Source organism: Flavobacterium sp. (assembly GCF_024642105.1).
Classification (GTDB): Bacteria; Bacteroidota; Bacteroidia; order Flavobacteriales; family Flavobacteriaceae; genus Flavobacterium.
On sequence record NZ_JAHEBT010000056.1, the window covers coordinates 17,050 to 40,183 of the forward strand.

26 protein-coding genes are annotated in these 23,134 nt (G+C 36.7%); 14 read left to right on the plus strand and 12 right to left on the minus strand.

The annotated features are described in order from the left end of the window. Window positions 1-95: 95 nt before the first annotated feature. Complete coding sequence (locus Q0L65_RS12705; protein ID WP_296686956.1) at window positions 96-1,193, plus strand: endonuclease/exonuclease/phosphatase family protein; 1,098 nt, start codon at window positions 96-98, stop codon at window positions 1,191-1,193. A gap of 42 nt (window positions 1,194-1,235) precedes the next feature. After that, window positions 1,236-1,775 (plus strand): 3-hydroxyanthranilate 3,4-dioxygenase, encoded by a 540-nt coding sequence (locus Q0L65_RS12710; RefSeq protein WP_296686958.1) that lies wholly within the window; start codon window positions 1,236-1,238, stop codon window positions 1,773-1,775. A 2-nt stretch (window positions 1,776-1,777) separates the two neighbouring features. Here Q0L65_RS12710 and Q0L65_RS12715 read toward each other — a convergent pair whose 3' ends face one another. Genes Q0L65_RS12715 through Q0L65_RS12725 form a run of 3 tightly spaced genes read right to left on the minus strand, consistent with a single transcriptional unit; the run spans window position 1,778 to window position 4,157 of the window. Then, a complete protein-coding gene (locus Q0L65_RS12715; protein ID WP_296686961.1) occupies window positions 1,778-2,503 on the minus strand; it encodes a metallophosphoesterase family protein in 726 nt (241 codons plus the stop codon). 11 nt (window positions 2,504-2,514) lie between these two features. Then, window positions 2,515-3,270, minus strand: a complete 756-nt coding sequence (locus tag Q0L65_RS12720; RefSeq protein WP_296686964.1) for an SDR family NAD(P)-dependent oxidoreductase — start codon at window positions 3,268-3,270, stop codon at window positions 2,515-2,517. A 14-nt stretch (window positions 3,271-3,284) separates the two neighbouring features. Then, window positions 3,285-4,157 carry an aldo/keto reductase gene (locus tag Q0L65_RS12725; RefSeq protein WP_296686966.1) on the minus strand — a complete coding sequence of 291 codons (873 nt, stop codon included), beginning with the start codon at window positions 4,155-4,157 and terminating at the stop codon, window positions 3,285-3,287. 212 nt (window positions 4,158-4,369) lie between these two features. Here Q0L65_RS12725 and Q0L65_RS12730 point away from each other — a divergent pair, with 212 nt between their 5' ends. From Q0L65_RS12730 to Q0L65_RS12765, 8 genes are all read left to right on the plus strand, one after another. Continuing rightward, window positions 4,370-5,374 carry a MoxR family ATPase gene (locus tag Q0L65_RS12730; RefSeq protein WP_296686969.1) on the plus strand — a complete coding sequence of 335 codons (1,005 nt, stop codon included), beginning with the start codon at window positions 4,370-4,372 and terminating at the stop codon, window positions 5,372-5,374. A 51-nt stretch (window positions 5,375-5,425) separates the two neighbouring features. Further along, window positions 5,426-6,289 carry a DUF58 domain-containing protein gene (locus Q0L65_RS12735; protein ID WP_296686972.1) on the plus strand — a complete coding sequence of 288 codons (864 nt, stop codon included), beginning with the start codon at window positions 5,426-5,428 and terminating at the stop codon, window positions 6,287-6,289. A 21-nt stretch (window positions 6,290-6,310) separates the two neighbouring features. Continuing rightward, complete coding sequence (locus Q0L65_RS12740) at window positions 6,311-7,936, plus strand: hypothetical protein (RefSeq protein WP_296686975.1); 1,626 nt, start codon at window positions 6,311-6,313, stop codon at window positions 7,934-7,936. Then, window positions 7,936-8,937, plus strand: a complete 1,002-nt coding sequence (locus Q0L65_RS12745; RefSeq protein ID WP_296686977.1) for a VWA domain-containing protein — start codon at window positions 7,936-7,938, stop codon at window positions 8,935-8,937. The genes Q0L65_RS12740 and Q0L65_RS12745 overlap by 1 nt, the downstream gene beginning before the upstream one ends. Before the next feature lie 109 nt (window positions 8,938-9,046). Next, window positions 9,047-10,081, plus strand: a complete 1,035-nt coding sequence (locus Q0L65_RS12750; RefSeq protein ID WP_296686980.1) for a VWA domain-containing protein — start codon at window positions 9,047-9,049, stop codon at window positions 10,079-10,081. A gap of 1 nt (window position 10,082) precedes the next feature. Further along, window positions 10,083-10,856 (plus strand): tetratricopeptide repeat protein, encoded by a 774-nt coding sequence (locus tag Q0L65_RS12755; protein ID WP_296686984.1) that lies wholly within the window; start codon window positions 10,083-10,085, stop codon window positions 10,854-10,856. 34 nt (window positions 10,857-10,890) lie between these two features. Next, the gene (locus Q0L65_RS12760) at window positions 10,891-12,648 is read left to right on the plus strand and encodes a BatD family protein (RefSeq protein WP_296686986.1); all 1,758 of its coding nucleotides are present in this window, start codon (window positions 10,891-10,893) and stop codon (window positions 12,646-12,648) included. A gap of 41 nt (window positions 12,649-12,689) precedes the next feature. Continuing rightward, on the plus strand, window positions 12,690-13,433 hold the full coding sequence (locus Q0L65_RS12765) for a tetratricopeptide repeat protein (protein ID WP_296686988.1): 744 nt from the start codon (window positions 12,690-12,692) through the stop codon (window positions 13,431-13,433). Between the two features lie 10 nt (window positions 13,434-13,443). Here the strand turns inward: Q0L65_RS12765 and Q0L65_RS12770 are convergent, their stop codons facing one another. Beyond that, complete coding sequence (locus tag Q0L65_RS12770; protein ID WP_296686991.1) at window positions 13,444-13,947, minus strand: CvpA family protein; 504 nt, start codon at window positions 13,945-13,947, stop codon at window positions 13,444-13,446. A gap of 136 nt (window positions 13,948-14,083) precedes the next feature. Between Q0L65_RS12770 and Q0L65_RS12775 the strand changes: the two genes are divergently transcribed. The 3 genes from Q0L65_RS12775 (at window position 14,084) to Q0L65_RS12785 (ending at window position 16,097) form a co-directional block, all read left to right on the plus strand. Beyond that, on the plus strand, window positions 14,084-14,440 hold the full coding sequence (locus Q0L65_RS12775; RefSeq protein ID WP_296686994.1) for a hypothetical protein: 357 nt from the start codon (window positions 14,084-14,086) through the stop codon (window positions 14,438-14,440). An 87-nt stretch (window positions 14,441-14,527) separates the two neighbouring features. Next, window positions 14,528-15,547 (plus strand): phenylalanine--tRNA ligase subunit alpha, encoded by a 1,020-nt coding sequence (gene pheS, locus Q0L65_RS12780; RefSeq protein ID WP_296686996.1) that lies wholly within the window; start codon window positions 14,528-14,530, stop codon window positions 15,545-15,547. A gap of 142 nt (window positions 15,548-15,689) precedes the next feature. Continuing rightward, window positions 15,690-16,097: a hypothetical protein gene (locus Q0L65_RS12785; protein ID WP_264534333.1), complete on the plus strand. Its 408-nt coding sequence runs from the start codon at window positions 15,690-15,692 to the stop codon at window positions 16,095-16,097. On the opposite strand, the gene Q0L65_RS12790 is transcribed toward Q0L65_RS12785, so the two are convergent. From Q0L65_RS12790 to Q0L65_RS12825, 8 genes are all read right to left on the minus strand, one after another. Then, window positions 16,098-16,313: a hypothetical protein gene (locus Q0L65_RS12790; RefSeq protein WP_296686998.1), complete on the minus strand. Its 216-nt coding sequence runs from the start codon at window positions 16,311-16,313 to the stop codon at window positions 16,098-16,100. Window positions 16,314-16,324: 11 nt separating this feature from the next. Continuing rightward, a complete protein-coding gene (locus tag Q0L65_RS12795; protein WP_296687001.1) occupies window positions 16,325-17,320 on the minus strand; it encodes an NAD(P)H-dependent glycerol-3-phosphate dehydrogenase in 996 nt (331 codons plus the stop codon). Window positions 17,321-17,597: 277 nt separating this feature from the next. Then, window positions 17,598-18,761, minus strand: a complete 1,164-nt coding sequence (locus Q0L65_RS12800) for an iron-containing alcohol dehydrogenase (protein WP_296687003.1) — start codon at window positions 18,759-18,761, stop codon at window positions 17,598-17,600. A gap of 72 nt (window positions 18,762-18,833) precedes the next feature. After that, window positions 18,834-19,424, minus strand: a complete 591-nt coding sequence (nadD, locus tag Q0L65_RS12805) for a nicotinate (nicotinamide) nucleotide adenylyltransferase (protein WP_296687005.1) — start codon at window positions 19,422-19,424, stop codon at window positions 18,834-18,836. Between the two features lie 67 nt (window positions 19,425-19,491). Further along, window positions 19,492-20,076 carry a guanylate kinase gene (gmk, locus tag Q0L65_RS12810; RefSeq protein ID WP_296687007.1) on the minus strand — a complete coding sequence of 195 codons (585 nt, stop codon included), beginning with the start codon at window positions 20,074-20,076 and terminating at the stop codon, window positions 19,492-19,494. Window positions 20,077-20,213: 137 nt separating this feature from the next. Beyond that, complete coding sequence (locus Q0L65_RS12815; protein ID WP_296687008.1) at window positions 20,214-21,074, minus strand: YicC/YloC family endoribonuclease; 861 nt, start codon at window positions 21,072-21,074, stop codon at window positions 20,214-20,216. Between the two features lie 37 nt (window positions 21,075-21,111). Then, window positions 21,112-22,011: a DMT family transporter gene (locus Q0L65_RS12820; protein WP_296687010.1), complete on the minus strand. Its 900-nt coding sequence runs from the start codon at window positions 22,009-22,011 to the stop codon at window positions 21,112-21,114. Continuing rightward, complete coding sequence (locus Q0L65_RS12825; protein WP_296687011.1) at window positions 22,011-22,361, minus strand: arsenate reductase family protein; 351 nt, start codon at window positions 22,359-22,361, stop codon at window positions 22,011-22,013. The genes Q0L65_RS12820 and Q0L65_RS12825 overlap by 1 nt, the downstream gene beginning before the upstream one ends. 86 nt (window positions 22,362-22,447) lie before the next feature. On the opposite strand from Q0L65_RS12825, the gene Q0L65_RS12830 reads away from it, so the two are divergent. After that, entirely contained in the window at window positions 22,448-22,903 is a 456-nt protein-coding gene (locus tag Q0L65_RS12830; RefSeq protein ID WP_296687013.1) for a DinB family protein, read from the plus strand. Window positions 22,904-23,134: the final 231 nt, after the last annotated feature.

The following is a 23,134-nucleotide window of genomic DNA, read 5'->3' on the forward strand; positions in this document are numbered from 1 at the left end:
AAACAAATATAGACAAATCCGAAATCATTTTTAATTTCAGTTCTAATTTGTTAGTTTTACTTGACCCGAAAATTAGTATCCTAAATCCTGTCTTTATGAGAATTGGCCCTATTCTTTGTTATGTGTTGTTATTGTCTTTGTTCCCAAAAACGTTTGGACAATCTAAAAAATTCCGAATTCATACCGTTGCGTTTTACAACTTTGAAAATTTATTTGACACCATTAACGACCCCAATACGTTTGATGAAGACTGGACTCCAAAAGGATCTCAACATTGGACTTTTGATAAATACCGAAAAAAATTAGACAATTTATCTCGGGTTTTAGCCGAAATTGGCACAACAGAAAATCCAGATGCACCCACTTTCATTGGCGGATGCGAAATTGAAAATCGAGGCGTTTTGGAAGACTTAATTCTCCAACCCAAGTTGGCAGATAAAGAATACGGGATTATTCATTTTGACTCCCCAGACAAAAGAGGGATTGACGTAGCTTTGTTGTATCGAAAGCACTATTTTCAGCCCACAACTTATTCTAATATTCCGTTGTATGTGTTCCAAGGGGAATCAAAATCTAAACTAGAGAAAGGGGAAACCACGGATGATGTGTTGGAGATTAGTTCAAAAAATAAACGAGTGTATACCCGTGACCAACTTTTGGTTACCGGATTTTTGGAAGGAGAAGAAATTCATTTGATTGTCAATCACTGGCCGTCTCGTTCAGGAGGTGAACAACGTTCGAGTCCATTTCGTGAAGCCGCCGGAGCGTTAAACAGAAAGATTATCGATTCGCTTCAGCAAATTAATCCGAACGCCAAAGTCATTACAATGGGCGATTTGAATGACGGTCCGTATAATAAAAGTGTGAAAACAGCTTTGGGTGCCAAAGCAAAAAAAGCTGAGGTACAGCAATTTGGGATGTACAATCCTTTTGAAGAAATGCAAAAGAAAGGAATGGGGACTATTGCGCATCGCGATGCTTGGGATATTTTTGACCAAATCATAGTATCGGAATCGGTATTGAAATCCGATTATTCTTCACTGCAATTTTGGAGGTCGGGGATTTACAACAAGTCTTTTTTAGTTCAAACTAGTGGTCAGTTCAAAGGGTATCCTCTGCGTCATTCGGCTACTGAAATTGGTTTTAGCGATCATTTTCCGGTCTATATTTATTTGATAAAAGAGAAAAAATAGCCCGCTTAATTTAGTAACTTTACGCTTTTAAAACGAAGTACTATGGCTATTGCGAAACCGTTCAACTTGAATAAATGGATTGACGAAAACCGTCATTTATTGAAACCGCCTGTTGGTAATAAAAATGTATATACTGAATCAGGCGATTATATCGTGATGATTGTGGCAGGCCCAAACGCCAGAAAAGATTACCATTACAACGAAACAGAAGAGCTGTTTTACCAATTGGAAGGAAGTATTAAAGTCATTATTCAAGAAGATGGGAAGCGCAAAGAGATGGAATTGAATGCGGGAGATATGTATTTGAATCCAGCCAAAATTCCCCATTCACCAGTTCGTTCAGAAGGCTCCATCGGTTTAGTTATCGAGCGCAAAAGAGCAGGTTTAGGTTTTACAGACGGATTGCTTTGGCACTGTGAAAATTGCAATCACAAATTACACGAAGTCTATTTTGAGTTACACAATATAGAAAAAGACTTTTTGTCTCATTTTGAACATTTTTATAGTTCAGAAACCTTACGAACTTGTTCTAAATGCGGCACCGTTATGGAGACTGATCCAAGATTTGTAGCTAAGAAATAGTTTTAATTTCTCCCTTTTTCGTTGGGGTACAAAATGTCTAAATTTTCACTTTGCCAATAGGCTTTAGAATCCGCATCCATAATAGTTAATGGGCCTCTAAAAGCGGCTCCCGTATCTACATTCCAAACATTGGCCATTTGAACAGGAGTTGTTTTTCCAATTCTTGAAATAGGAGTGTGTCCAATGAAGATTTCGCTATATAAAGTAAAGCGTTTTGGATAAGCTATGTCCGTTGTTTTCATATTTTTATCCAAAGCCAATGCGGTTTCCCAAAGAGTTCTGTCCCAATAAAAAAGTTTCGGAAAATATTCAAAATCAATACCGTTCATATTGGTAAATCCGGCGTGAATAAACAATCTATTTTCTTCGTCAAGATGATAATCGTCTAACGCTTCTAAGAAACGGATATGGGATGCTAAAGTTTTTGCATCTCGGTTTTGATAAGCCGCAATAGTCGCCTCTCCACCGTGATCGTGCCATTGTGGATTGTCAGTTCCATGTTTGAGCCAGTTTAGTAATAAATCATCATGATTGCCACGAATACAAACAATATTGTGCGTTTCTTTCATTGAAATCAATAAATCAATTACTTCAGGCGATTGGCTCCAACCATCCACATAATCACCTAAAAAAATGAGTTTGTCATTTAGACCAACTTTGGCTCTTTCCAAGATTTGATGTAATGCACGCAATCCACCATGTATGTCGCCAATAACTAATGTTCTCATAGAAAATTTGTTTACAAAGAACGGTTAACTATTCCGGAATTGGCTTGAGCAGTCGGCATTACAACCAAATCGGCAATATTTACGTGATACGGTCTGGATACCACAAAATGGATAATATCTGCAATATCATCTGCAATTAAAGGAGTAAATCCTTTGTACACATTTTGCGCTTTTTCACTATCGCCTTTAAAACGAATGGTACTAAATCCAGTATTTACTAATCCAGGATGAATGGCGCCTACGCGAATGTTGTGCGAATTTAAATCAATACGCATTCCTTGGTTCAAAGCATCAACAGCATGTTTGGTAGCGCAATATACATTCCCATTTGGGTACACTTCTTTGCCGGCGGTAGAACCAATATTGATGATGTGTCCTGATTTTCGTTGAATCATTTGCGGAATAATTGCTTTGGAAACATACAACAGTCCTTTGATATTCCCGTCTATCATAGCGTCCCAATCGTCTAGACTTCCTGTCTGAATAGGATCTAAACCGTGTGCATTACCCGCATTGTTGATTAGAATATCAATTGGAGAAAAAGCATCTGGCAACGAACCAATTTGTTCAAAAACAGCTTCTTTATCTCGAACGTCGAACTGCAAAGTATGAACAGATGTGAACTCAGAAAGTTCGTTTTGTAGTTCATCCAAACGATCTTGGCGACGGCCACAAAGGACCAATTTGTAATTGTTTTTGGCTAAAATTACGGCAGTTGCTTTTCCAATTCCGCTAGTAGCTCCAGTTATTAAGGCTATTTTACTCATTTTTTATTTTGTAATTAAGGCACATTTTTACCCATACTTTCTGTCCAAATCGCAAACCAATCTTCTTTTTCTAAAGGCAATTCAGTTGCTTTCATCAAGGCTTGAATTCGGGCCACATTTACCGTTCCAGCAATTGGAATTACTTTTGCAGGATGTTGCAAAATCCAAGACAATAAAATCGTGTCGGATCCTACTCCATATTTGGAAACCAATTGCGCCAACAATTTTTTCATGCGTCGGGTTTGTTCATTATCTTCTCTAAACACGCTTCCCAGTGGATTCCAAGACATAGGTCGAATACCGTTGGTTTGCATATAATCCAAACTTCCGTCGAGCATCGCTTCATGATGCGAAGCAGAAAATTGAATTTGGTTGAAACTTACCGTTGTTTTTTGACGAATCAATTCGGTTTGTGAAGCAGTGAAATTAGACAAACCAAAATCGATAATCTTCCCCTCTGATTGTAATTTTGCTACCGCTTCGGCAATTTCATCTGCTTGCATTAACGGACTTGGGCGGTGCAATAAAAGCACATCTAAATAATCTGTTGCCAAGTTTTTCAATGAATTCTCTACCGACCAGATAATGTACTCTTTCGAATATTCGTAATGTTTGATCGTATTGTTTCTGTTTTTGGTTACCATTTGGATGCCACATTTCGAAATCAATTGGATTTTAGTTCGGTCAATTTTACTGGAAACCAATGCTTTTCCAAAATCGGCTTCGGTAGTGTAATCGCCATAAATATCAGCATGATCAAAAGTGGTAATCTTGTTCTCTAAACAAAGATGAATGATGTTATCCATTTCTTTGGTGTTGAGATTTTTGTCCCAAATTCCCCAATTCATTGCTCCGGCAATAATAGGAGATAAAGTTGTTTTACTCATGGTAATATGAAGTATTTCTAATTTGTAAATCTAGTATTTTTAACCGAATTGAATCGAGTTCTTAAAAATAGGTAAATTTGATCACAATTCGTCCTTAAAATTAGGCTTTTCGCCGAAGTTTTAACCATTCTTTAACATCTTACTTCTAAAAAAAAATTCAATTTGCACTCGCAAAAGAAAACCGTATCAATATTGGTTTAAAAAATATCACAATGGAAGAGAATACAGCGACTTTAGACATTAGAGCAATTAATGAGAAAATAGAAAGAGAAAGTGCCTTTATCGATCTCCTTACTATGGAAATGAACAAGGTAATTGTGGGTCAAAAGCACATGGTAGAACGATTGTTAATTGGACTTTTGGGCCAAGGACATATTTTATTAGAAGGGGTTCCAGGACTGGCTAAAACCTTAGCGATTAATACGCTTTCGCAAGCCGTTGCAGGTTCGTTTAGCCGAATCCAGTTTACACCTGATTTATTGCCTGCCGATGTAGTGGGAACGATGATTTACAACATCAAGCAAAATGAATTTTCAATCAAAAAGGGACCTATTTTTGCCAATTTTGTCTTAGCCGATGAGATTAACCGTGCACCAGCCAAAGTGCAATCGGCTTTGTTAGAGGCGATGCAAGAAAAACAAGTGACTATTGGTGATACGACTTTCAAATTAGACAAGCCTTTTTTGGTTTTGGCTACCCAAAACCCAATTGAACAAGAAGGAACGTATCAATTGCCTGAAGCACAAGTCGATCGTTTTATGTTGAAAACGGTGATTGATTATCCAAAAATGGATGAAGAACGATTGGTTATTCGTCAGAATTTGAGCGGAAGCTATGAAAAAGTAAACCAAGTGGTTTCTATCGATCAAATTTTGCGTGCGCAAGAAGCCGTTCGTGAAGTGTATATGGACGAAAAAATCGAGAAATACATTCTAGATATTATTTTCGCTACGCGTTACCCAGAAAAATACAAACTAGCCGACTTGAAACCGTTGATTAGTTTTGGTTCTTCGCCACGAGGAAGCATCAATTTGGCGAATGCCGCTAAATGTTATGCCTTCATTAAACGCCGTGGGTATGTAATTCCAGAAGATGTTCGTGCCGTAGTTCATGATGTGTTGCGTCATAGAATTGGTGTTACCTATGAAGCAGAAGCCGAGAACATCACTTCTGTTGATATCATCAACAAAATCGTAAACGAAGTTGAAGTTCCTTAAATTTTAGAAATACAAACTTTGTGACTTTGCGCCTTTGTGGCAGTAAAAAAAATGGATACAAAAGACCTACTCAAAAAAGTCCGAAAAATAGAAATCAAAACCCGTAGATTGAGCGATCATATCTTTTCGGGAGAATACCATACGTCTTTTAAGGGACGTGGAATGACTTTTAGTGAAGTACGTCAATACCAATATGGAGACGATATCCGAGCCATTGACTGGAATGTAACCGCGCGTTATAACGAGGCGCATGTCAAGGTTTTTGAAGAAGAACGTGAATTGACGATGATGTTAATGGTCGATATTTCGGGTTCGGAGAGTTTTGGTTCCAAAAATCAGTTTAAAAAAGACATTGTAACTGAAATTGCCGCCACGATGGCTTTTTCGGCAACGCAAAACAACGATAAGATTGGATTGATTTTGTTTTCAGATGAAATCGAATTGTACATTCCACCTAAAAAAGGGCGATCGCATGTATTGCGAATCATTCGTGAACTCATCGAGTTTGAACCTAAAAGCAACAAGACCGATTTGGCGCAAGCCCTAAAATTCTTATCGGGAACGCAGAAAAAGAAAGCCATTGTTTTTGTTATTTCTGATTTTATGACACAGGAATACGAACAAACATTAAAAATTGCTTCTAAAAAACACGACATTACAGGAATTCGAGTGTACGATATTCGTGAAGAAAAAATGCCTAATTTAGGAATGGTGCCTATGTTAGACGCCGAAACAGGAGCAGTACAATTAGTAGATACAGGTTCTAAATCAGTTCGTATGAATTATGAAAAATACTATCACGATCGCGTGGCGTATTTTAAAGAAACCTTTAGTAAATCAGGTTCTGGAGTAGTGAATACCAGAGTTGATGAAAGTTATGTAACCAAATTATTAGGGTATTTTAAATCGAGATAAAGATTGTATCCAAACTCATAAATGAAAAAAATAGCATACATAGTATTTTTTCTAATTTCCACTTCGCTTTTTGCACAAAAAGTGACAACGGCTTTGGACACGACACGCAATAAAATTGGAGCCGAGTTCAAATTGACGTTGAAGGCTTCTGTGGATACTTCGGCAAGAGTGGTTTTTCCTAATTTGAAAAATATAGGCGCCTTGGAGGTGATTCGTTCGTATCCGATTGATACGATTCGAAATAACGACCGCTATGAATTAATCAAAAAATACGGCTTAACCCAATTCGATTCTGGAAAATATACGATTCCAAGAGTACAAATACTGATTAATAAGAAACCGTTCTTATCCGATTCTCTTTTGGTTGAGGTGGCCAATGTGAAAGTAGATACATTGCAACAAAAAATGTATGATATCAAGGATATTGTGGCTGCTGAAAGTCATTGGGGTAATTGGTGGAAATACTTGTTAGCGATTATTATCTTAGCAGGAATAGGTGCTTTGGTGTATTGGTATCTTAAGAAAAAACAACAAAAATCTATTGAAGCAGAAGTGTATAAAACACCCATTGAGAAAGCAACGTCTTTGTTGACCATTTTGGAGCAAAAAGAATTATGGCAAAACGGCGAAATCAAGGAATATTATAGCGAATTGACCGATATTGCCCGAAATTATATTGAAGAAGCTATCGAAATTCCAGCGATGGAAAGCACCACTTCGGAACTGATTACGGCTTTGAGAGCAGCTTCAGTAAAAAAGAAAATGACGCTTTCGCAAGAAACTATCGAAAATTTAGAGCGCGTTTTAAAACAAGCCGATTTGGTGAAATTTGCGAAATCTAAACCGCTTGATTTCGAAATTACCGAGGACAGAAACAAAATCCAAAAAGCGATTTTGACTTTGGATAAAGCGATACCTGTGGAAGTGCCTGAAGAAGAAGATTTGTTGCTAAACGAAGCACAAAGACAGCACCAAATCCAATTGCAATTAAAGAAAAAGAAAGCCAAACGAATTCGTACTGCGATTGTTTCAGTAGTGCTTTTGGTTGTTGTAGTAACTGGATTTTTTGTCGCCACTCGAGGATTTGGGTATGTTATCGATACTGTTTTTGGTCGTGAAACCAAGGAATTATTAGAAGGAGAATGGGTAAAAAGTGAATACGGGAATCTAGGAATTTTAATTGAAACCCCTCAAGTGTTACAACGAGTAGATGCCGAAAAAGTGTTGCCAAAAAACACTATGGCATTGATTAAAGAAATGCAATTGTTTCAATATGGAGACATGATGAATAGTTTTTACATCATGGTTTCTACGAGTCAATTCAAACAACCAACCGATATTGATTTGGCGAAAGCCATGGAAGGGAACTTAAAAATAATCGAAGCACAAGGAGGTCAAAACATCATTGTAAAACAAGAAGATTTTGAAACCGAAAGTGGCGTGAAGGGTCTAAAGGGGTATGGAACAATGACGATGCTTAATCCGTTGACAAAGTCGAGCGAAAAAGTATATTATGAGATTTTATATTTCAAACAAAATCAAGGATTACAACAAATTATGATTGTGTATCCTGAAGGAGATCAATACGGAAGTGCCATTGCAGACCGAATGTTACAATCAGTTGAACTAAGACAAGTAGGTAATTAATGGAAAAAATAAGCTTTTTAAATCCAGAATTTTTTTGGTTGTTGCTGTTGATTCCAGTAGCAGGCGCTTGGTTGTATTTGAAAAGAAACCAACAAACGGCTACTTTAAAAATAAGTTCAACCGCAGGTTTTAAGGGATCAAAGTCTTTTTTTGTAAAGCTGTATCCGTTTTTAGGCGTTCTTCGATTATTGGCATTAACAGCTTTAATTGTAGCTATGGCAAGACCTAGAACGGTTGATGTTAGCAACAAAACCAAAACGACAAAAGGAATTGATATTGTGATGGCAATTGACGTTTCTGGGAGTATGTTAGCCAAGGATTTGAAACCCAACCGAATGGAAGCGTTAAAAAAAGTAGCTTCTAGTTTTGTTGATGAAAGACCTAACGATAGAATCGGATTGGTGGTGTATGCCTCAGAAGCCTATACAAAGACTCCGGTAACGAGTGATAAAGCCATTATTCAGCAAGCGATTGAAAGCATCAAATACGATAACGTATTGCAAGACGGAACCGGAATCGGAATGGGATTGGCAACAGCCGTCAACCGTTTGAAAGATAGCAAAGCCAAAAGCAAAGTGATTATTCTGTTAACGGATGGTGTAAATAACGCCGGATTTATTGAGCCCGAAACGGCTTCGGATATTGCTAAACAATACGGAATCAAGGTATACACGGTTGGAATTGGAACTAACGGAATGGCAGAGTTTCCGTATGCGATTGCACCCAACGGACAGTTTTTATTCCGTATGATGCAGGTAGAAATTGACGAACAGTTGATGAAAAATATTGCCCTCAAAACAGACGGAAAATATTTTAGAGCGACGAGCAATAATAAATTAGAAGCAATATATGCCGCCATCAATAAACTAGAAACCACTGAAATTCAGGAGTTGAAATTTTATGATTATGACGAGAAATTTCGCCCGTTTGTTTGGTTAGCAGGTTTCTTTTTGTTGTTAGAAATTGGATTGCGAAATTCGGTTTACCGATCATTTATTTAAATTATTTAAACACAAAGGGCACAAGGAAATCACAAAGATCACTAACAGTTTTGAATAAAAGCTCAAATATACATAGCGAACTTTGTGTTTAAAAAATGAGAAATCAATAATGGAATTAGACGAAAAAATATATTTGTACTTACTACTGCTACTGCCGCTTTTGGTGTTGGTTTTTCTTTTCAATATGTATTGGAAGAGAAAAAAACAGCGCGAATTTGGTGATTTGGAACTGGTGCAGCGATTAAGTCCGGACAGTTCTGTTTTTAAACCTATTTTAAAATTAGTGGTGTTGCTTTTGGCTTTAACAGGTTTGATTTTAGGCTTGGTCAATCCAAAAATTGGCACTAAAATGGAAACCGTAAAACGAGAAGGAATCGACATTGTTTTTGCCATAGACGTTTCTAAAAGTATGCTGTGCGAAGATGTAGCACCAAGTCGTTTGGAAAAAAGTAAGCAATTGGTTTCCCAAATTATCAATCAATTGGGTAACGACAGAATTGGAATTGTAGCTTATGCGGGCAGTTCGTTTCCAGTTTTGCCCATTACAACCGATTATAGCGTTGCCAAAATGTTTCTGCAAAGTATGAACACCGAAATGGTTTCGTCTGTAGGAACGTCTTTGGATGAAGCAATAAAATTGTCGGCCACGTATTTTGATGATAAAAAAACGAGCAAATTATTGATTTTAGTTTCCGATGGAGAAGACCATTCGGAAGGTGCCGAAGCCGCTGCGGAAGAAGCCAATAAATTAGGCATTAAAATCATTACGATAGGGGTAGGAACTCCAAATGGCGGAACCATTCCGTTACGACGTAATGGGGTTTTAGAAGGTTTGAAAAGAGACAATAACAACGAAGTGGTAATCACTAAGTTGAATTCTGAAAGTTTGACTGCTATCGCCAAAGCTACCAAAGGAGGCTATGTGAATGGTGCCAACACCAAACAGGTTATTGACTATGTGAAAAACGCCCTGAATAATATTGAAAAAACCGAATTTGAGGCGACTCAAATGGCCGATTTCCAGTCGCAATTTCAGTGGTTTTTGGGATTTGCATTCGTGTTGTTGTTTGCGGATGTTTTTCTATTGGAACGCAAAACCAAATGGGTGAATCAACTCAATTTGTTTAATGAAAAGGAACAATAAAATGATTAAAAAGGTATTTCTATCTATTTTGCTCGTGTTTTCTTTGGCGATTACAGCCCAAGAGAAAGATGCTCTTTTGCCCAAAGCAAATGAAGACTTTGCAGCAAAAAAGTATGCCGATGCCGAAGCCAATTATAGAATTTCACATTCTAAATTCCCAAGAAGAACGGTAGCTTCGTACAATTTAGGAAATGCGATTTACCGTCAAAACCAATTTTCTGAATCCAAAATCGCATTCGCTAATGCGTTAAAAAATATCAAAACGCGTCCGCAAAAACACAAAGCCTTTCACAATTTGGGGAATGTGTTTATGAAAGAGAAGAACTATTCACAGGCTGTCGAAGCTTATAAAAATGCGCTTCGCAACAATCCTGAAGATGAAGAAACGCGTTACAACTATGCTTTGGCTAAAAAAATGTTGAAAGACAATCCGCCAAAAGACGATAAGAATAAAGATAAAAACAAGGACAAGAACAAAGACAAAGATAAAAAGGACGACAAGAAAGACGGAGAGAATAAAGATAAGGACAAGGATAAAGGCGACCAAAATAAAGATAAAAAGGACGACAAAGGCGATAAGGATAAGAACAAGTCGGATAAAAAAGATGATCCGTCTAAAAATCAAGGACAGCCAAAACCCAATCCAGGGGGAATTTCGCAACAGCGAGTTCAGAATTTGTTGGATGCCGTGAATAACGAAGAAAAGAAAGTTCAGAATAAAGTCAATGCCCAAAAAGTAAAAGGAAAACCAGTTCAAACAGAAAAAGATTGGTAAGTAATTTGAAATAAGAATACCATTTTAACAACCAATGAAAAAATACATACTCCTATTATTAATCAGTTTTCAAGGACTATTGGCTCAGGTACAATTTGAGGCAAAAGTCAGCAGAAACACGCTCGGTTTGAACGAAAGACTTCGAGTAGATTTTATAATGAATGTAGATGGGGATAATTTTATTCAGCCTAATTTTGAAGGCTTCCGAGTGATTGCAGGACCAAGTCAGCAAATCAGTCAATCATGGATTAACGGACGAAGTTCTTTTGAGAAAATATATTCTTATTTTTTGTTGCCTTTGCAAAAAGGGAATTTGGTAATCAAACAAGCGGTGATTGAATTCAATGGGCAATTGTATAAAACTGCTCCTATTCGAGTTACAGTTACCAATCCGGTGCAACAACAAGCCGATCCAAACGATCCGAATGCACCACAAATATCAGCTGATAATAACATTTATCTTGTAGCCGATATTTCTAAAACTAATCCGTACATCAATGAACCGATTACGGTGGTGTATAAATTGTATTTTAGTTACAATATTGGAATTACCAATTGGCGCGAGTTGAATAAGCCTAAATACAATGACTTTTGGAGTCAGAACATTGACATCAAACAATTAGTTGCCGAAGAAGGGATGTTCAAAGGACAACGCTATCGCTTTGTAACCTTGCGAAAAACAGTGCTATACCCTCAAAAATCAGGCCGTCTAAAAATCGAACCTTTGGCGTTAGATATAGATGTACAATTGCCAACTAATCGTAGGGATATGTTTGGTCGCGTAATGATTACCGAAGGCAACAAACGCGTTTCGGCAGGAACCAAAACAATAAATGTAAAAGCACTTCCTGAAGCGGGTAAACCAGAAGGTTTTACAGGAGCGGTGGGTAACTTTGATTTTAAAGTAACGCCAACAAAAACCAATTTGAAAAACGGAGAAAGTTTGGATTTAGTGGTGAGTGTAAGCGGAAAAGGGAATCTAAAATTATTTGATTTACCCAAACCCGTAGCTCCGAATGCGCTCGAAATGTATGATGCGGTTCACAAAGAGAATGTTGATACAGGCTTGTCAGGAATGACGGGTAAAATATCGGATAGCTATACGATTGTGCCTCAGTACAAAGGAAAATATCCAATTAAACCGATGCAGTTTAGCTATTTTGACTTGAGTTCAGGAACTTACAAAACGCTAACATCAGAAGAAATATTAATTAATGTATTGGACGGACCTACAGCAACACAAGCTGTGGCGTCAAATGCAGGTGCGAATAAAAACAAAATTGAAAAGTCAGAACAATTCAAATTCATCAAATTAAAAACAAAATTAACGCCTTTACAACCTAATGATTTCTTTGGGTCGTTATGGTATTATGTATTGTTGTTATTGCCATTTATTGCGTTGCCAATAGTAGTGCTTCTTAGAAGAAGAAAAGAAGCATTGGATGGTGATGTGACTGGAAACAGAATCCGAATGAACAACCGATTGGCTAAAAAATATTTGTCAGAAGCCAAAAAACAAATCAACAACAAAGAACCGTTTTATGTGGCTTTGGAAAAAGCAATGCACAATTTCTTGAAAGCCAAATTACACCTTGAAACTTCGGAAATGAGTAAAGACAATATTCAAGAATTGTTGTTGTCTCGCAATGCCAATCCAGAAGTGGTTACTGATTTTATTGCCTTAACTGAAAACTGTGAGTTCGCTCGTTATGCACCCGCCTCAAGCACGTCTATTCAGAATGATTTTGATAAAGCGGTAGTTATTATTTCAGAATTGGAAAAACAGATATAACAATTGATAATTCAAAATTAACAATTGATAATTAAAACAAAATGAAACATTTAGTTTACATATTTTTATTCATCACTTCTTTTGTATTCGCTCAAAGCGGATTTGAAAAAGGAAATGTTTTGTATCAAAAAGGGCAATATGAACAGGCTATTCAAGCTTATGAAAGCGTGTTGGATAACCACCAACAATCAGCTGAATTGTATTTTAATTTAGGAAATTGTTACTACAAATTGAATAAAGTAGCGCCGTCTATTTACAACTATGAGAAGGCTTTGGTATTACATCCAGAAGATACTGACATTGCCAATAATTTAAAATTCGCACAGAAATTAACTATTGATGAGGTAAAAGAAGTCCCAAAAGTAGGCTTTGCCAAACTACTTCGTGATTTTACTGCTATTTATCATTACAATACTTGGGCATGGATTTCGGTAGTGTTTGGATTGCTGTTTTTAGGCTTTTTCATCGGGTATTATTTTTCGCCAGCCACCCTGTCAAAACGCATTTTCTTTTTGGGAATGTTTGTATGGATTCTGTTCTTGTTAATTAGTCTAGGGGCGGCTATTTTTGAAAAAAACCATTTTGTAAACGAACGCCCAGCCATCGTTTTTGCGGAAGCAACTGAGGTGAAAAACGAACCCCAAAAAGCAAGTCCGGCCACTTTTGTAGTCCACGAAGGGACTAAAGTTTTTGTCGAAGAAACCTTGGGCAAATGGAAAAAAATTCAATTGACAGACGGGACTGAAGGTTGGATTGAATCCGCAGCCATTAGAGAAGTAAAATAAGAGTTTAGGGTTATTTCTTGGTTGCTTTTTGGTACAATTTCTGAATAGAAGGAAAAACAAAATCAGCTGTTTTTTGAATTGGATTAAAGAAAATAGAACGATCTAAAGTTTCTTTTTTGGCCAAAAAATGATTGTAATTGATTTTTTCGAAAACACTAAACAGGATACTTACAATTAAAACCGTTTTCAGCATTCTGAAAAACCCACCACCCGCTTTGTTGATCCATCCCAAATAAGCAAAACTCACCAACTTAGTCAAGAACTTTCCGGCTAAAGATATTCCAATTATTACTGCCAAAAAAGTGATTATGAATGCAATAACTTGAATAGAATACGGATTCCATTTTACGACTCCTGCTAGCGCAGTTTTTGCCATAGAGGAAAATTGGAAAGCTAAATAAATTCCTGCAATTAAAGAAAAAAAGGAAGCCAGTTCTACAAAAAGTCCGTTTTGAATTCCTTTGAATGCAGCATAAATCAATAATGCCCCAATAATAATGTCTAAAAATCCCATAGTTGTATTGTATAAAAGCACAAAGATAAAAGAATTGAGTATTGTCTGTTGTCAATTTTCTACTTCTTATCTTTGCGGCTCAAATTTTGGTTTCGTTTTGCACTTCGTAAATCGTAAATCGTAAATCGTAAATCCAATGTCAAGAGACGCACAATTGAAAGAACGCTGGGAACAGCTTGTAGTTATATTATCCGATCGGTTTTCGCAAGGCGAAGATTTGGATTTGGACGCCATCATTTACTTAATCGGAATCCAGGAATTGGGTCAGGTGCATCGCGAGTTCAAGAAAGACGAAAAATTGAATTTAATGCACATTGCCATTTGCCGATTATTAGAGCCGTATGGGTATTATGAATTTGAATTTTTTGACGAAGAAGGTTGGCCTCATTACAAAGTAAAAGAAGAATTACCGCCATTAAAAGCAGGGGAGCAATCGGTATTGATGAAAGAGGCGATTGTGAATTATTTTCTGGAAAGAGAATTAATTAAATAATAGTGACTCGTATCCAATAACTAATCACTAAACAAGGTTTTACTTTTCACTAAAAAAACGTAATTTTGCACCTTTACCAAAAGACTGATGATAGATAAGATAAAAGAATATATTAGCGAAGCACAAGGATTTTCCTCACAAGATCCAGCAGAACTAGAAGCTTTCAGAATTAAATTTTTAGGAAGTAAAGGACTTTTAAAAGAGTTGTTTGCCGAATTTAAAAATGTTCCTAACGAACAGAAAAAAGAATTTGGACAAGTAATTAATTTATTGAAAACGTCTGCCGAAGATAAAGTAAAATCCATCCAAGAAGCCTTAGAAAGTAAAGAAGAAAGCAAAGGAGTGTATGGTGATTTAACTCGTGCTGCAGAGCCGGTTTTGATTGGGTCGCGTCATCCAATTTCTTTGGTTAAAAACCAAATAATCGATATTTTCTCAACTGTAGGCTTCAACGTGTCTGAAGGTCCAGAAATCGAAGACGATTGGCACAATTTTACTGCTTTGAACTTGCCAGAATACCATCCGGCTCGTGATATGCAGGATACTTTTTTTATTCAAACCAATCCTGATATTTTATTGCGTACGCATACTTCATCTGTTCAAGTGCGTTATATGGAAAATAACAAACCGCCAATTAGAACAATTTCTCCTGGGCGTGTTTTTCGTAACGAAGCGGTATCGTCACGTTCCCACTGTATTTTCCATCAAGTAGAAGGCTTGTATATTGACAAAGACGTTTCTTTTGCTGATTTAAAACAAACCTTATTGTATTTTACAAAAGAGATGTTCGGAAAGTCAAAAATTCGTTTGAGACCCTCTTATTTTCCTTTTACAGAACCAAGTGCCGAGATCGATATTTATTGGGGCTTGAAAACCGAAACCGATTACCGTATTACCAAAGGAACAGGTTGGTTGGAAATTGGAGGTTGCGGAATGGTGGATCCGAATGTATTGAAAAACTGCGGTATCAATCCTGACGAATACAATGGTTTTGCTTTCGGAATGGGAGTAGAGCGTATCGCCATGTTGTTGTACCAAATTGGAGATATTCGAATGTTTTACGAAAATGACGTTCGTTTCTTAGAACAATTCAAATCAATAGTATAATTTATAATTCGCCCTTTTTGAAGTAACATTTAGAAAGGGTTTTTTACAATATGAAATCGCCATTAACCATAAGTTTGCGCAAGCAAACACCAATAAATAAAGCGATTACATATATGTCCGCTAAAAATTAACTTTTGCATATATGAAAAAAGACATCATCATCCCCGAAGTAGAAAATGTTTTTATGGCAGTCGTTCAAGAATGGAGCGATGATTTCATGGAAAAAGTGTGGTATGCCTATTTAGTCAACGATTCTGATTTTCAATTAGACGGCGTAATGGTCGTTTCTAAAGCATTTGGAACCTTAGACGGAGAGATGAAAAAAACATCCGTTTTACGTCATGCTTTTGCGGAAATTCCTGAGGTTTCTGTGGCCAAAATCGAGATGATTGAAAAAAGCCTTTTGGCTTTAAACAATGAATTTATGGTGACCTTTTTTATAGGGAATACTTTGTATGACAAGAAATTTATTTTCAAAGCGAATTCTATTCAAGAAGCCAATCAAGAAGAAGTGCCAATTCTATTTGTAGAGGGTGTAATTGTTCGATAATTATTTACCCTCTCTACGTTTTTTAGCGGTCCAGCTAGAGTAGCCCAATATAAAAATCCCAAAAACAATATAACCCACGGCTCTAAAATAGTAGCCGTTGTCTGCTAATTGGGTGGCTAGTGGTGTTGTGCCAGACAGGTACCAAGTAGAGAAACCGATCATAAAAAGTCCCCAAAAAACACCTGTTTTAAGCTGATATTTCCATCTTTCGCTCATAATAATTGTATTTAATCCAGTTGATCTGTCAAGTTTTTGAATACTTTTTTGGCATTTTTTCCTTCGTATAAAATGCTGTATACCGCATTAATAATTGGGGTGCTGGCTCCGTAACCTTGATTCAATTGATACGCACTTTTAGTGGCATAATACCCTTCGGCTACCATACTCATTTCCATCATCGCACTCTTTACGGTATAACCTTTTCCAATCATATTTCCGAACATTCTGTTTCGAGAAAAAACAGAATATCCTGTAACCAATAAATCGCCCAAATAAGCCGAGTCATTGATGTTGCGTTTCATTTTATGTACTTTTTTGATGAATTTCTTCATTTCCCGAATAGCATTACTCATCAAAACCGATTGGAAGTTATCTCCATAGCCTAAACCATGAGCAATTCCTGCGGCTACTGCATAAATGTTTTTTAACATCGCTGCATATTCAGTACCAATAATGTCATCGGTAATTTTAGTTTTGATGTAATTGCTGGATAAATTTTTGGCTACAATGGTCGCTTTTTCAGGATCTCCACACGCAATAGTCAGGTACGAAAGTCGCTCTAATGCCACCTCTTCGGCATGACAAGGCCCTGTAATTACACCTATATTATAATAAGGAATGTTATAATTGAAATGAAAATGTTCACCCACAATTAAACTCGTTTCAGGCACAATACCTTTAATGGCAGAGAAAATGATTTTGTTCTCTAGCGAAGTAGTCAAATTAGCCAATTCAGCTTCCAAAAAAGCAGATGGAATAGCAAAAATCAGATAATCGGCATAAGCAACCGCTTCGTTAATATCGTGGGTTAATCGTAGTTTATTGGTGTCAAACTCCACCGAACTTAAGTAATTCGGATTGTGTTTTTCTGTTTTGATATGTTCAATTGCAGCTTCGTTACGCATGTACCAAGAAATTTCTGGTAAATTAGTACATAACATTTTCGCAATGGCGGTAGCCCAACTACCTCCACCAATCACTGCAAATTTTAAATTTTCGGCCATTTTATGTATTGGATTTAATCAAAAGTAGGTAAAAAAAACAAAAAACACCAATTTATTCTAATTGGCATTATCAGAAGTGATAGGCTTTAGCAATACAACGACTACATTTTTATTTATTTTTTTACACTGCTGCACAATAAAAAATAATAGTTTACGTTGTAAACTATTATTAATGAAGTTTTTATAGTTAAAAATGCACTTTGAGTTAGTTAGTTTTGTTTTTGTATTTTGAAAAGGCGTCCCACAGTAGTTAGTAGAACGCCTTTTTGATTTTAAACTAATAGCTCAATTCAACAATCTTACGCAGTTTGTCTAAAGTAAGGTTTTGTCTTTCTCCTAATGCTTTCCAACCTCTTTCTTCAAATCGATTTACGATAAAATCAGCTGTGTTTTCAATGTTAACAGCATTTTCAGAAATTTTGGTTTTCATTCCCATGGTGTGGTAAAAAGCTACGGTTGCTTCAATCGCTTGACGGGCAATTTCTTCCTCGGTTCCAGTCAATTGGAACACTCTTTTTCCGTATTGCGCTAATTTTTCTTTTTTGGTTTCAAATAAAACGCGGAATAGATTAGGGCCAATAATAGCCAATGTTCTGGCGTGGTCAATATTGTATAAAGCTGTTAATTCATGTCCAATCATGTGTGTCGCCCAGTCTGACGGAACGCCTTTTTGAATCAATCCGTTTAATGCCATGGTACAACTCCACATGAAGTTAGAGGCCAAGGTATAATCGGTTGGATTTTCGACTACTTGAGGCCCAACTTCAATTAGGGTTTGTAAAATGCTTTCGGCAATTCGATCTTGTAAATAGCCTTCGTGCGGATAGGTTAAATATTGTTCCAAAACGTGAACATAAGCGTCAATAACACCATTTTGTAGTTGCCTTTTTGGTAAAGAAGCAATTACGCTTGGATCACAAATTGAAAACTTTGGAAACATAGCCGAACCACCAAAATCGCGTTTTTCTTGCGTTGCTTTTATAGAAACCACTGACCCTGAATTCATTTCACTTCCTGTAGCAGGCAAAGTTAGAACCGTTCCAAAAGGAACCACATCAGCACCTTCTTTGAAGATGATTCTTTGGTGTAGAATGTCCATTGGATTGCCTTCAAATTTAACGGCAGCCGAGATGAATTTTACTCCGTCTATTACGCTTCCGCCACCCACAGCCAAAATGAAATCTATTTTTTGTTCGCGAATGATTTCCACAGCTTTCATCAACGTTTCATAATACGGGTTGGCTTCGATTCCGCCAAATTCCACCACATCAAAACCGTGTAGTGCCGTTTTTACTTGATCGTAAATTCCATTTTTAAAAATACTTCCACCGCCATAAGCGACTAATACTTTCGATTCTTTAGGAATTAAAGTACTTAATTTTTCTATTTCTCCTTTTCCAAAAATTAATTTGACAGGATTGTATAATTCAAAATTTAACATGAGTATAAGTTTTTATTAAAGGTACTAAATTAGGAAGTAACAGCTTGGTAAACAACTGTTAATAGTGCCGTTTTATTTTTTGTAAAAATTATTGTGATCAATGTATTCCCAAACTTTTGGAGGTAGTAAAGGCAGTACATTTTTTCCTTTTTTGATATGTTCTCTAATAGATGTAGAAGATATTTCTACTACTGGAGCATTAATTAGATGGATTTTTGGATGGTTTGTAAAAAGTGTGTTTTCGGTAGCGTCATCGGCGGAGTCTAGTCGTGGATAGACATAGATTTCGTGATGTGCCAAAATAGCCTCGTAATTTTTCCATTTGTGGAACGACTTCAAATTGTCTTCGCCCATAATTAAAGAGAACGTATGCTCGGGATATTTTTCTTCCAAATGAACCAAAGTATTCACGGTATAATTAGGTTGTGAAAGCTTGAATTCAATATCCGAAGGTTTAATTTTCGGAAAATCTTCCGTTGCCAAAAACACCATTTCTAATCGGTGATGGTCAGCCAGCAGTGTGCTTTTCTTTTTCAACGGATTGTGTGGGGTAACCACCATCCAAACCTGGTCTAAATCGGCATGCTCCGCCATGTGATTGGCAATAATTAAATGCCCCACATGAATTGGATTAAACGTTCCGAAATAGAGACCTATTTTCATTTTATCTTCTTTTTTAGGCAATAGGCAATAGCCATAAGTGATTAGCTAATAAACTAATGCCTTTTGGCTAATGGCTTTTGCCTTCGTTGATGAAATTTTTCACTAATTGATACGCTTCGTCTAAAGCTACCTCTAAGTCGTAATTTTTTATGATTACATCAAATTGTGGCGCAGTAGCTAATTCTACGTGGGCTTTTGCAATACGCATATTGATTTTTTCTTCGCTTTCGGTAGAGCGCTCTTTCAACCTGCGTTTTAGTTCGTCAACGCTTGGTGGTTTCACAAAAACGGCTAAGGTTTCTTCTGGGAATTTAGATTTAATACGCAAACCGCCAGCTACATCAATATCAAAAATCACATTTTTGCCTTTGGCCCAAATGCGCTCCACTTCGCTTTTTAAAGTTCCGTAAAAATTATCGCGGTACACTTCTTCCCATTCTACAAAATCTTCATTTTTGATGTGTTGTTTGAATTGGTCTAACGACATAAAATAATAGTCCTTACCATTCACTTCTTCACCACGCGCTTCGCGAGTAGCCGCTGAAATGGAGAACTCTAAATTCAAATCGGCCTGCGCCAATAAATGCCTAACTATAGTAGTTTTTCCCGAACCTGATGGAGCTGAGAATACGATTAATTTTCCTTTTTTCATTTTAAAGTCATTGCGAGGAGTTGCGAGGCACGAAGCAAAGCAATCTCATCCTCTTTTTTAGTTGGTGCTCTGTCATCCTGAACTTGTTTCAGGATCTCAATTTTCAGATTCTGAAACAAGTTCAGAATGACAAAAAATTACAAAACGTTTAAAACCTGCTCCTTAATTTTCTCCAATTCGTCTTTCATTTGAACGACTAATTTTTGCATTTGTGCGTGATTCGATTTAGAACCCATGGTGTTGATTTCGCGTCCCATTTCTTGGGTAATAAAACCTAATTTTCTACCATTAGCTTCCGTTCCTTTGATCGTTTCTAAGAAATAATCCAAATGATTCGTTAAGCGCACTTTTTCTTCGGTAATATCTAATTTTTCCAAGTAGTAAATCAATTCTTGTTCGAAACGATTTTCATCTACGTTTACTTTTAATTCGGCAATGGCAGTTTGCAAACGGTCCTTAATGGCTTGAACACGTTCTGGATCCAGTGCCAACGCTTCGTTCATGTACTGGCGAATATTCGCAATACGCAATTGAAATTCTTTTTCAAGCGATTGTCCTTCGTCTTTTCTAAAGTTCAAGATGTTTTGCAACGCTTCGTTGATAGCGGTTTCGATTTGCGACCAATCCTTTTCGTCAATTTCTTCACGCTCAATTTTCATGGTATCCGGCATGCGAATTGCCATTTTCATCAATTCTACTTCATCAGCTTCAGTATAAACGGCTCTTAATTGTTCGATATACCCTTTCACAATTGGCACATTGACTTTGGTTGAAGTTTGTTCGGCCGTACTTTCGATGAAAATCGAAAAATCGACCTTACCTCTTTCTAATTTCAGTGCAATTTGGTTGCGCAAACCCAATTCCATTTCGCGGTAAAGCGAAGGGATTCTTACATTTAAATCGAGTCCTTTACTGTTTAATGATTTTACTTCTACCGTGATTTTTTTGGTTGGTAATTGCAACGTAGCTTTACCAAAACCAGTCATTGATTGTATCATATATGAATTGTGTAATAGCTACAAATGTATTGAAATTTTAGGATTTCTTCATTGTAACCAGATAAACCCCACTAAAAATTAGCGCTGCCGAGATTATTTTAACGCCATTCAATTCGTCTTTTCCTAATCCAATGGCAAAAATGGTAGCAAACAGCGGCTGCAAATACACAAAAACAGCTACTGTAGTTGGACTTAATTCTTTCATGGAAAGCAGGTTCAATAAATAATTTAGGAAAGTTGAAAAGAACACGACGAAGCCAATTTTCCAAAAAACAGGCATGGGTACAACAGCCCAATTGACAGTTTGAAAAACATCCCAGCCAAAAGGCAAAACCATTAGAAATCCGATTAAATAAATCCATTTTACAAAAGTAAAAGCGTTGTAGGTATGCATTAATTTTTTGACAATGATGAGGTAAAAACCGTAAGAAATAGCATTGATTAAGACTAATAAATTGCCCAAACCTGCATTGGTAGCGTTACCAACCGACTTGCCATACAGAATAAGGAAAGTAGTTCCAATCAATCCTAATAGGAGTCCTGTAATCATTCGTTTTCGTAAGCGCTCTTTCAAAATAATCGCCGAAAGCACCAAAACAATCATAGGAGTGGATACCATAATTACGGCGGCACTGATAGGAGAAGTGAGGCTTAACCCTTTGAAAAAACAAAGCATATTCAAGGCTATTCCGAAGAAAGCGGCTGCGATTACTCTAGGGAAATCCGCACGGCTTATTTTTTCGGAAGGGATTTTACCGCTGAATTTTAGCACCACCCAGATTAACCAAAATAAAATGGTGGACCCGCCTGCCCGAAAAACGATAAATCCGTAAGCATCCACATACTGAGGCATCACATCTTTGGCGATGGTAAAGGTCATTCCATAGATGATAGAAACAAAAGTAGCGGCTAGTAAAGCGAGATTTCGTTTAGACATTAGCGTAATGCGTTGTGAACTTGGAGTATATTTTGTTGGCTGTTGCCAATGTAGATGGCTCCGTTAATAATAAAAACGGGGCGACTCAAAAAAGTATAGTGTTCCAAGAGGTATTTCTTAAAATCGGTTTCGGTAAGGGCTTTGTCCTTTAATCCTAAAGACTTGTATAATTGTGCTTTTTTGCTAAAAAGGGCCTCGTAACTGCCCGAAAGTTGGTACATTTCGTCTAATTGTTCTTCAGTAATAGGGTCTTGTTTGATATCGTGAAAAACCAAATTATGGCCTTCTGGCAAGGCTTTAATTATTTTTCGGCAGGTGTCGCAAGAAGCGAGGTAGTATATTTTGTTCATATTGAAACGCGATTACTTTTTTGCAAAGAAAATTCATTTGATACTTAAAATGATTATTTTTAGCAAAAATTTCAAATCAAAACCCAATGGAACAAACATTCGAACTGAACAGAACTAGCCGAAAATTAATCGCTCCCTTTTTAGAGGACTACACTTTAGACCAATTAAATGCAATTCCGGAAGGATTTAGCAATAATTTATTTTGGAATATTGCCCACGTTGTAGTGACTCAGCAGTTGTTAATTTACAAGCTTTCCGGTTTGAACATGTTAGTTTCTGACGAATTGGTAGACAAATACAGAAAAGGAACTAAACCAGAACAAGCCGCGACTCAAGCTGAAGTTGACGAAATAAAATCCCTTTTATTTGATACTATAGACCAAACGCAAGCCGATTATGGTAGTGGTTTATTTACTGAATTTACTGAATATCCTACCTCTAGTGGATTTGTCTTGAAAAATGTCAAAGACGCGATGGCGTATAATAATTTTCACGAAGGACTTCATCTTGGAATTATAATGAGTATTCGCAAGTTGCTGTAAAGTATTTTTTCTTGAAATAATAAAACAATCATTTTATGTAAAAATTGCGAAAACTATATCGTTTTCGTAAATTTTATTATTGTAAGTGTAAATTTCTTTAAAATAGCTTGTTAAAACGATAAATCTGCAAAAAAACTCGTTAAATGGCGTGGATTTATTCTTCAATTACATCTATCTTTGTTTGTAGTTACGAAATCGATTTCTTAAAAACCGATTTGAACTTAAAATCAA

Bases quoted from the DNA above. Each gene is read 5' to 3' on its own strand.
- Q0L65_RS12705 (WP_296686956.1), top strand. From the start codon at position 96: ATGAGAATTGGCCCTATTCTTTGTTATGTGTTGTTATTGTCTTTGTTC.
- Q0L65_RS12710 (WP_296686958.1), top strand. From the start codon at position 1,236: ATGGCTATTGCGAAACCGTTCAACTTGAATAAATGGATTGACGAAAAC.
- Q0L65_RS12715 (WP_296686961.1), bottom strand. From the start codon at position 2,503: ATGAGAACATTAGTTATTGGCGACATACATGGTGGATTGCGTGCATTA.
- Q0L65_RS12720 (WP_296686964.1), bottom strand. From the start codon at position 3,270: ATGAGTAAAATAGCCTTAATAACTGGAGCTACTAGCGGAATTGGAAAA.
- Q0L65_RS12725 (WP_296686966.1), bottom strand. From the start codon at position 4,157: ATGAGTAAAACAACTTTATCTCCTATTATTGCCGGAGCAATGAATTGG.
- Q0L65_RS12730 (WP_296686969.1), top strand. From the start codon at position 4,370: ATGGAAGAGAATACAGCGACTTTAGACATTAGAGCAATTAATGAGAAA.
- Q0L65_RS12735 (WP_296686972.1), top strand. From the start codon at position 5,426: ATGGATACAAAAGACCTACTCAAAAAAGTCCGAAAAATAGAAATCAAA.
- Q0L65_RS12740 (WP_296686975.1), top strand. From the start codon at position 6,311: ATGAAAAAAATAGCATACATAGTATTTTTTCTAATTTCCACTTCGCTT.
- Q0L65_RS12745 (WP_296686977.1), top strand. From the start codon at position 7,936: ATGGAAAAAATAAGCTTTTTAAATCCAGAATTTTTTTGGTTGTTGCTG.
- Q0L65_RS12750 (WP_296686980.1), top strand. From the start codon at position 9,047: ATGGAATTAGACGAAAAAATATATTTGTACTTACTACTGCTACTGCCG.
- Q0L65_RS12755 (WP_296686984.1), top strand. From the start codon at position 10,083: ATGATTAAAAAGGTATTTCTATCTATTTTGCTCGTGTTTTCTTTGGCG.
- Q0L65_RS12760 (WP_296686986.1), top strand. From the start codon at position 10,891: ATGAAAAAATACATACTCCTATTATTAATCAGTTTTCAAGGACTATTG.
- Q0L65_RS12765 (WP_296686988.1), top strand. From the start codon at position 12,690: ATGAAACATTTAGTTTACATATTTTTATTCATCACTTCTTTTGTATTC.
- Q0L65_RS12770 (WP_296686991.1), bottom strand. From the start codon at position 13,947: ATGGGATTTTTAGACATTATTATTGGGGCATTATTGATTTATGCTGCA.
- Q0L65_RS12775 (WP_296686994.1), top strand. From the start codon at position 14,084: ATGTCAAGAGACGCACAATTGAAAGAACGCTGGGAACAGCTTGTAGTT.
- pheS (WP_296686996.1), top strand. From the start codon at position 14,528: ATGATAGATAAGATAAAAGAATATATTAGCGAAGCACAAGGATTTTCC.
- Q0L65_RS12785 (WP_264534333.1), top strand. From the start codon at position 15,690: ATGAAAAAAGACATCATCATCCCCGAAGTAGAAAATGTTTTTATGGCA.
- Q0L65_RS12790 (WP_296686998.1), bottom strand. From the start codon at position 16,313: ATGAGCGAAAGATGGAAATATCAGCTTAAAACAGGTGTTTTTTGGGGA.
- Q0L65_RS12795 (WP_296687001.1), bottom strand. From the start codon at position 17,320: ATGGCCGAAAATTTAAAATTTGCAGTGATTGGTGGAGGTAGTTGGGCT.
- Q0L65_RS12800 (WP_296687003.1), bottom strand. From the start codon at position 18,761: ATGTTAAATTTTGAATTATACAATCCTGTCAAATTAATTTTTGGAAAA.
- nadD (WP_296687005.1), bottom strand. From the start codon at position 19,424: ATGAAAATAGGTCTCTATTTCGGAACGTTTAATCCAATTCATGTGGGG.
- gmk (WP_296687007.1), bottom strand. From the start codon at position 20,076: ATGAAAAAAGGAAAATTAATCGTATTCTCAGCTCCATCAGGTTCGGGA.
- Q0L65_RS12815 (WP_296687008.1), bottom strand. From the start codon at position 21,074: ATGATACAATCAATGACTGGTTTTGGTAAAGCTACGTTGCAATTACCA.
- Q0L65_RS12820 (WP_296687010.1), bottom strand. From the start codon at position 22,011: ATGTCTAAACGAAATCTCGCTTTACTAGCCGCTACTTTTGTTTCTATC.
- Q0L65_RS12825 (WP_296687011.1), bottom strand. From the start codon at position 22,361: ATGAACAAAATATACTACCTCGCTTCTTGCGACACCTGCCGAAAAATA.
- Q0L65_RS12830 (WP_296687013.1), top strand. From the start codon at position 22,448: ATGGAACAAACATTCGAACTGAACAGAACTAGCCGAAAATTAATCGCT.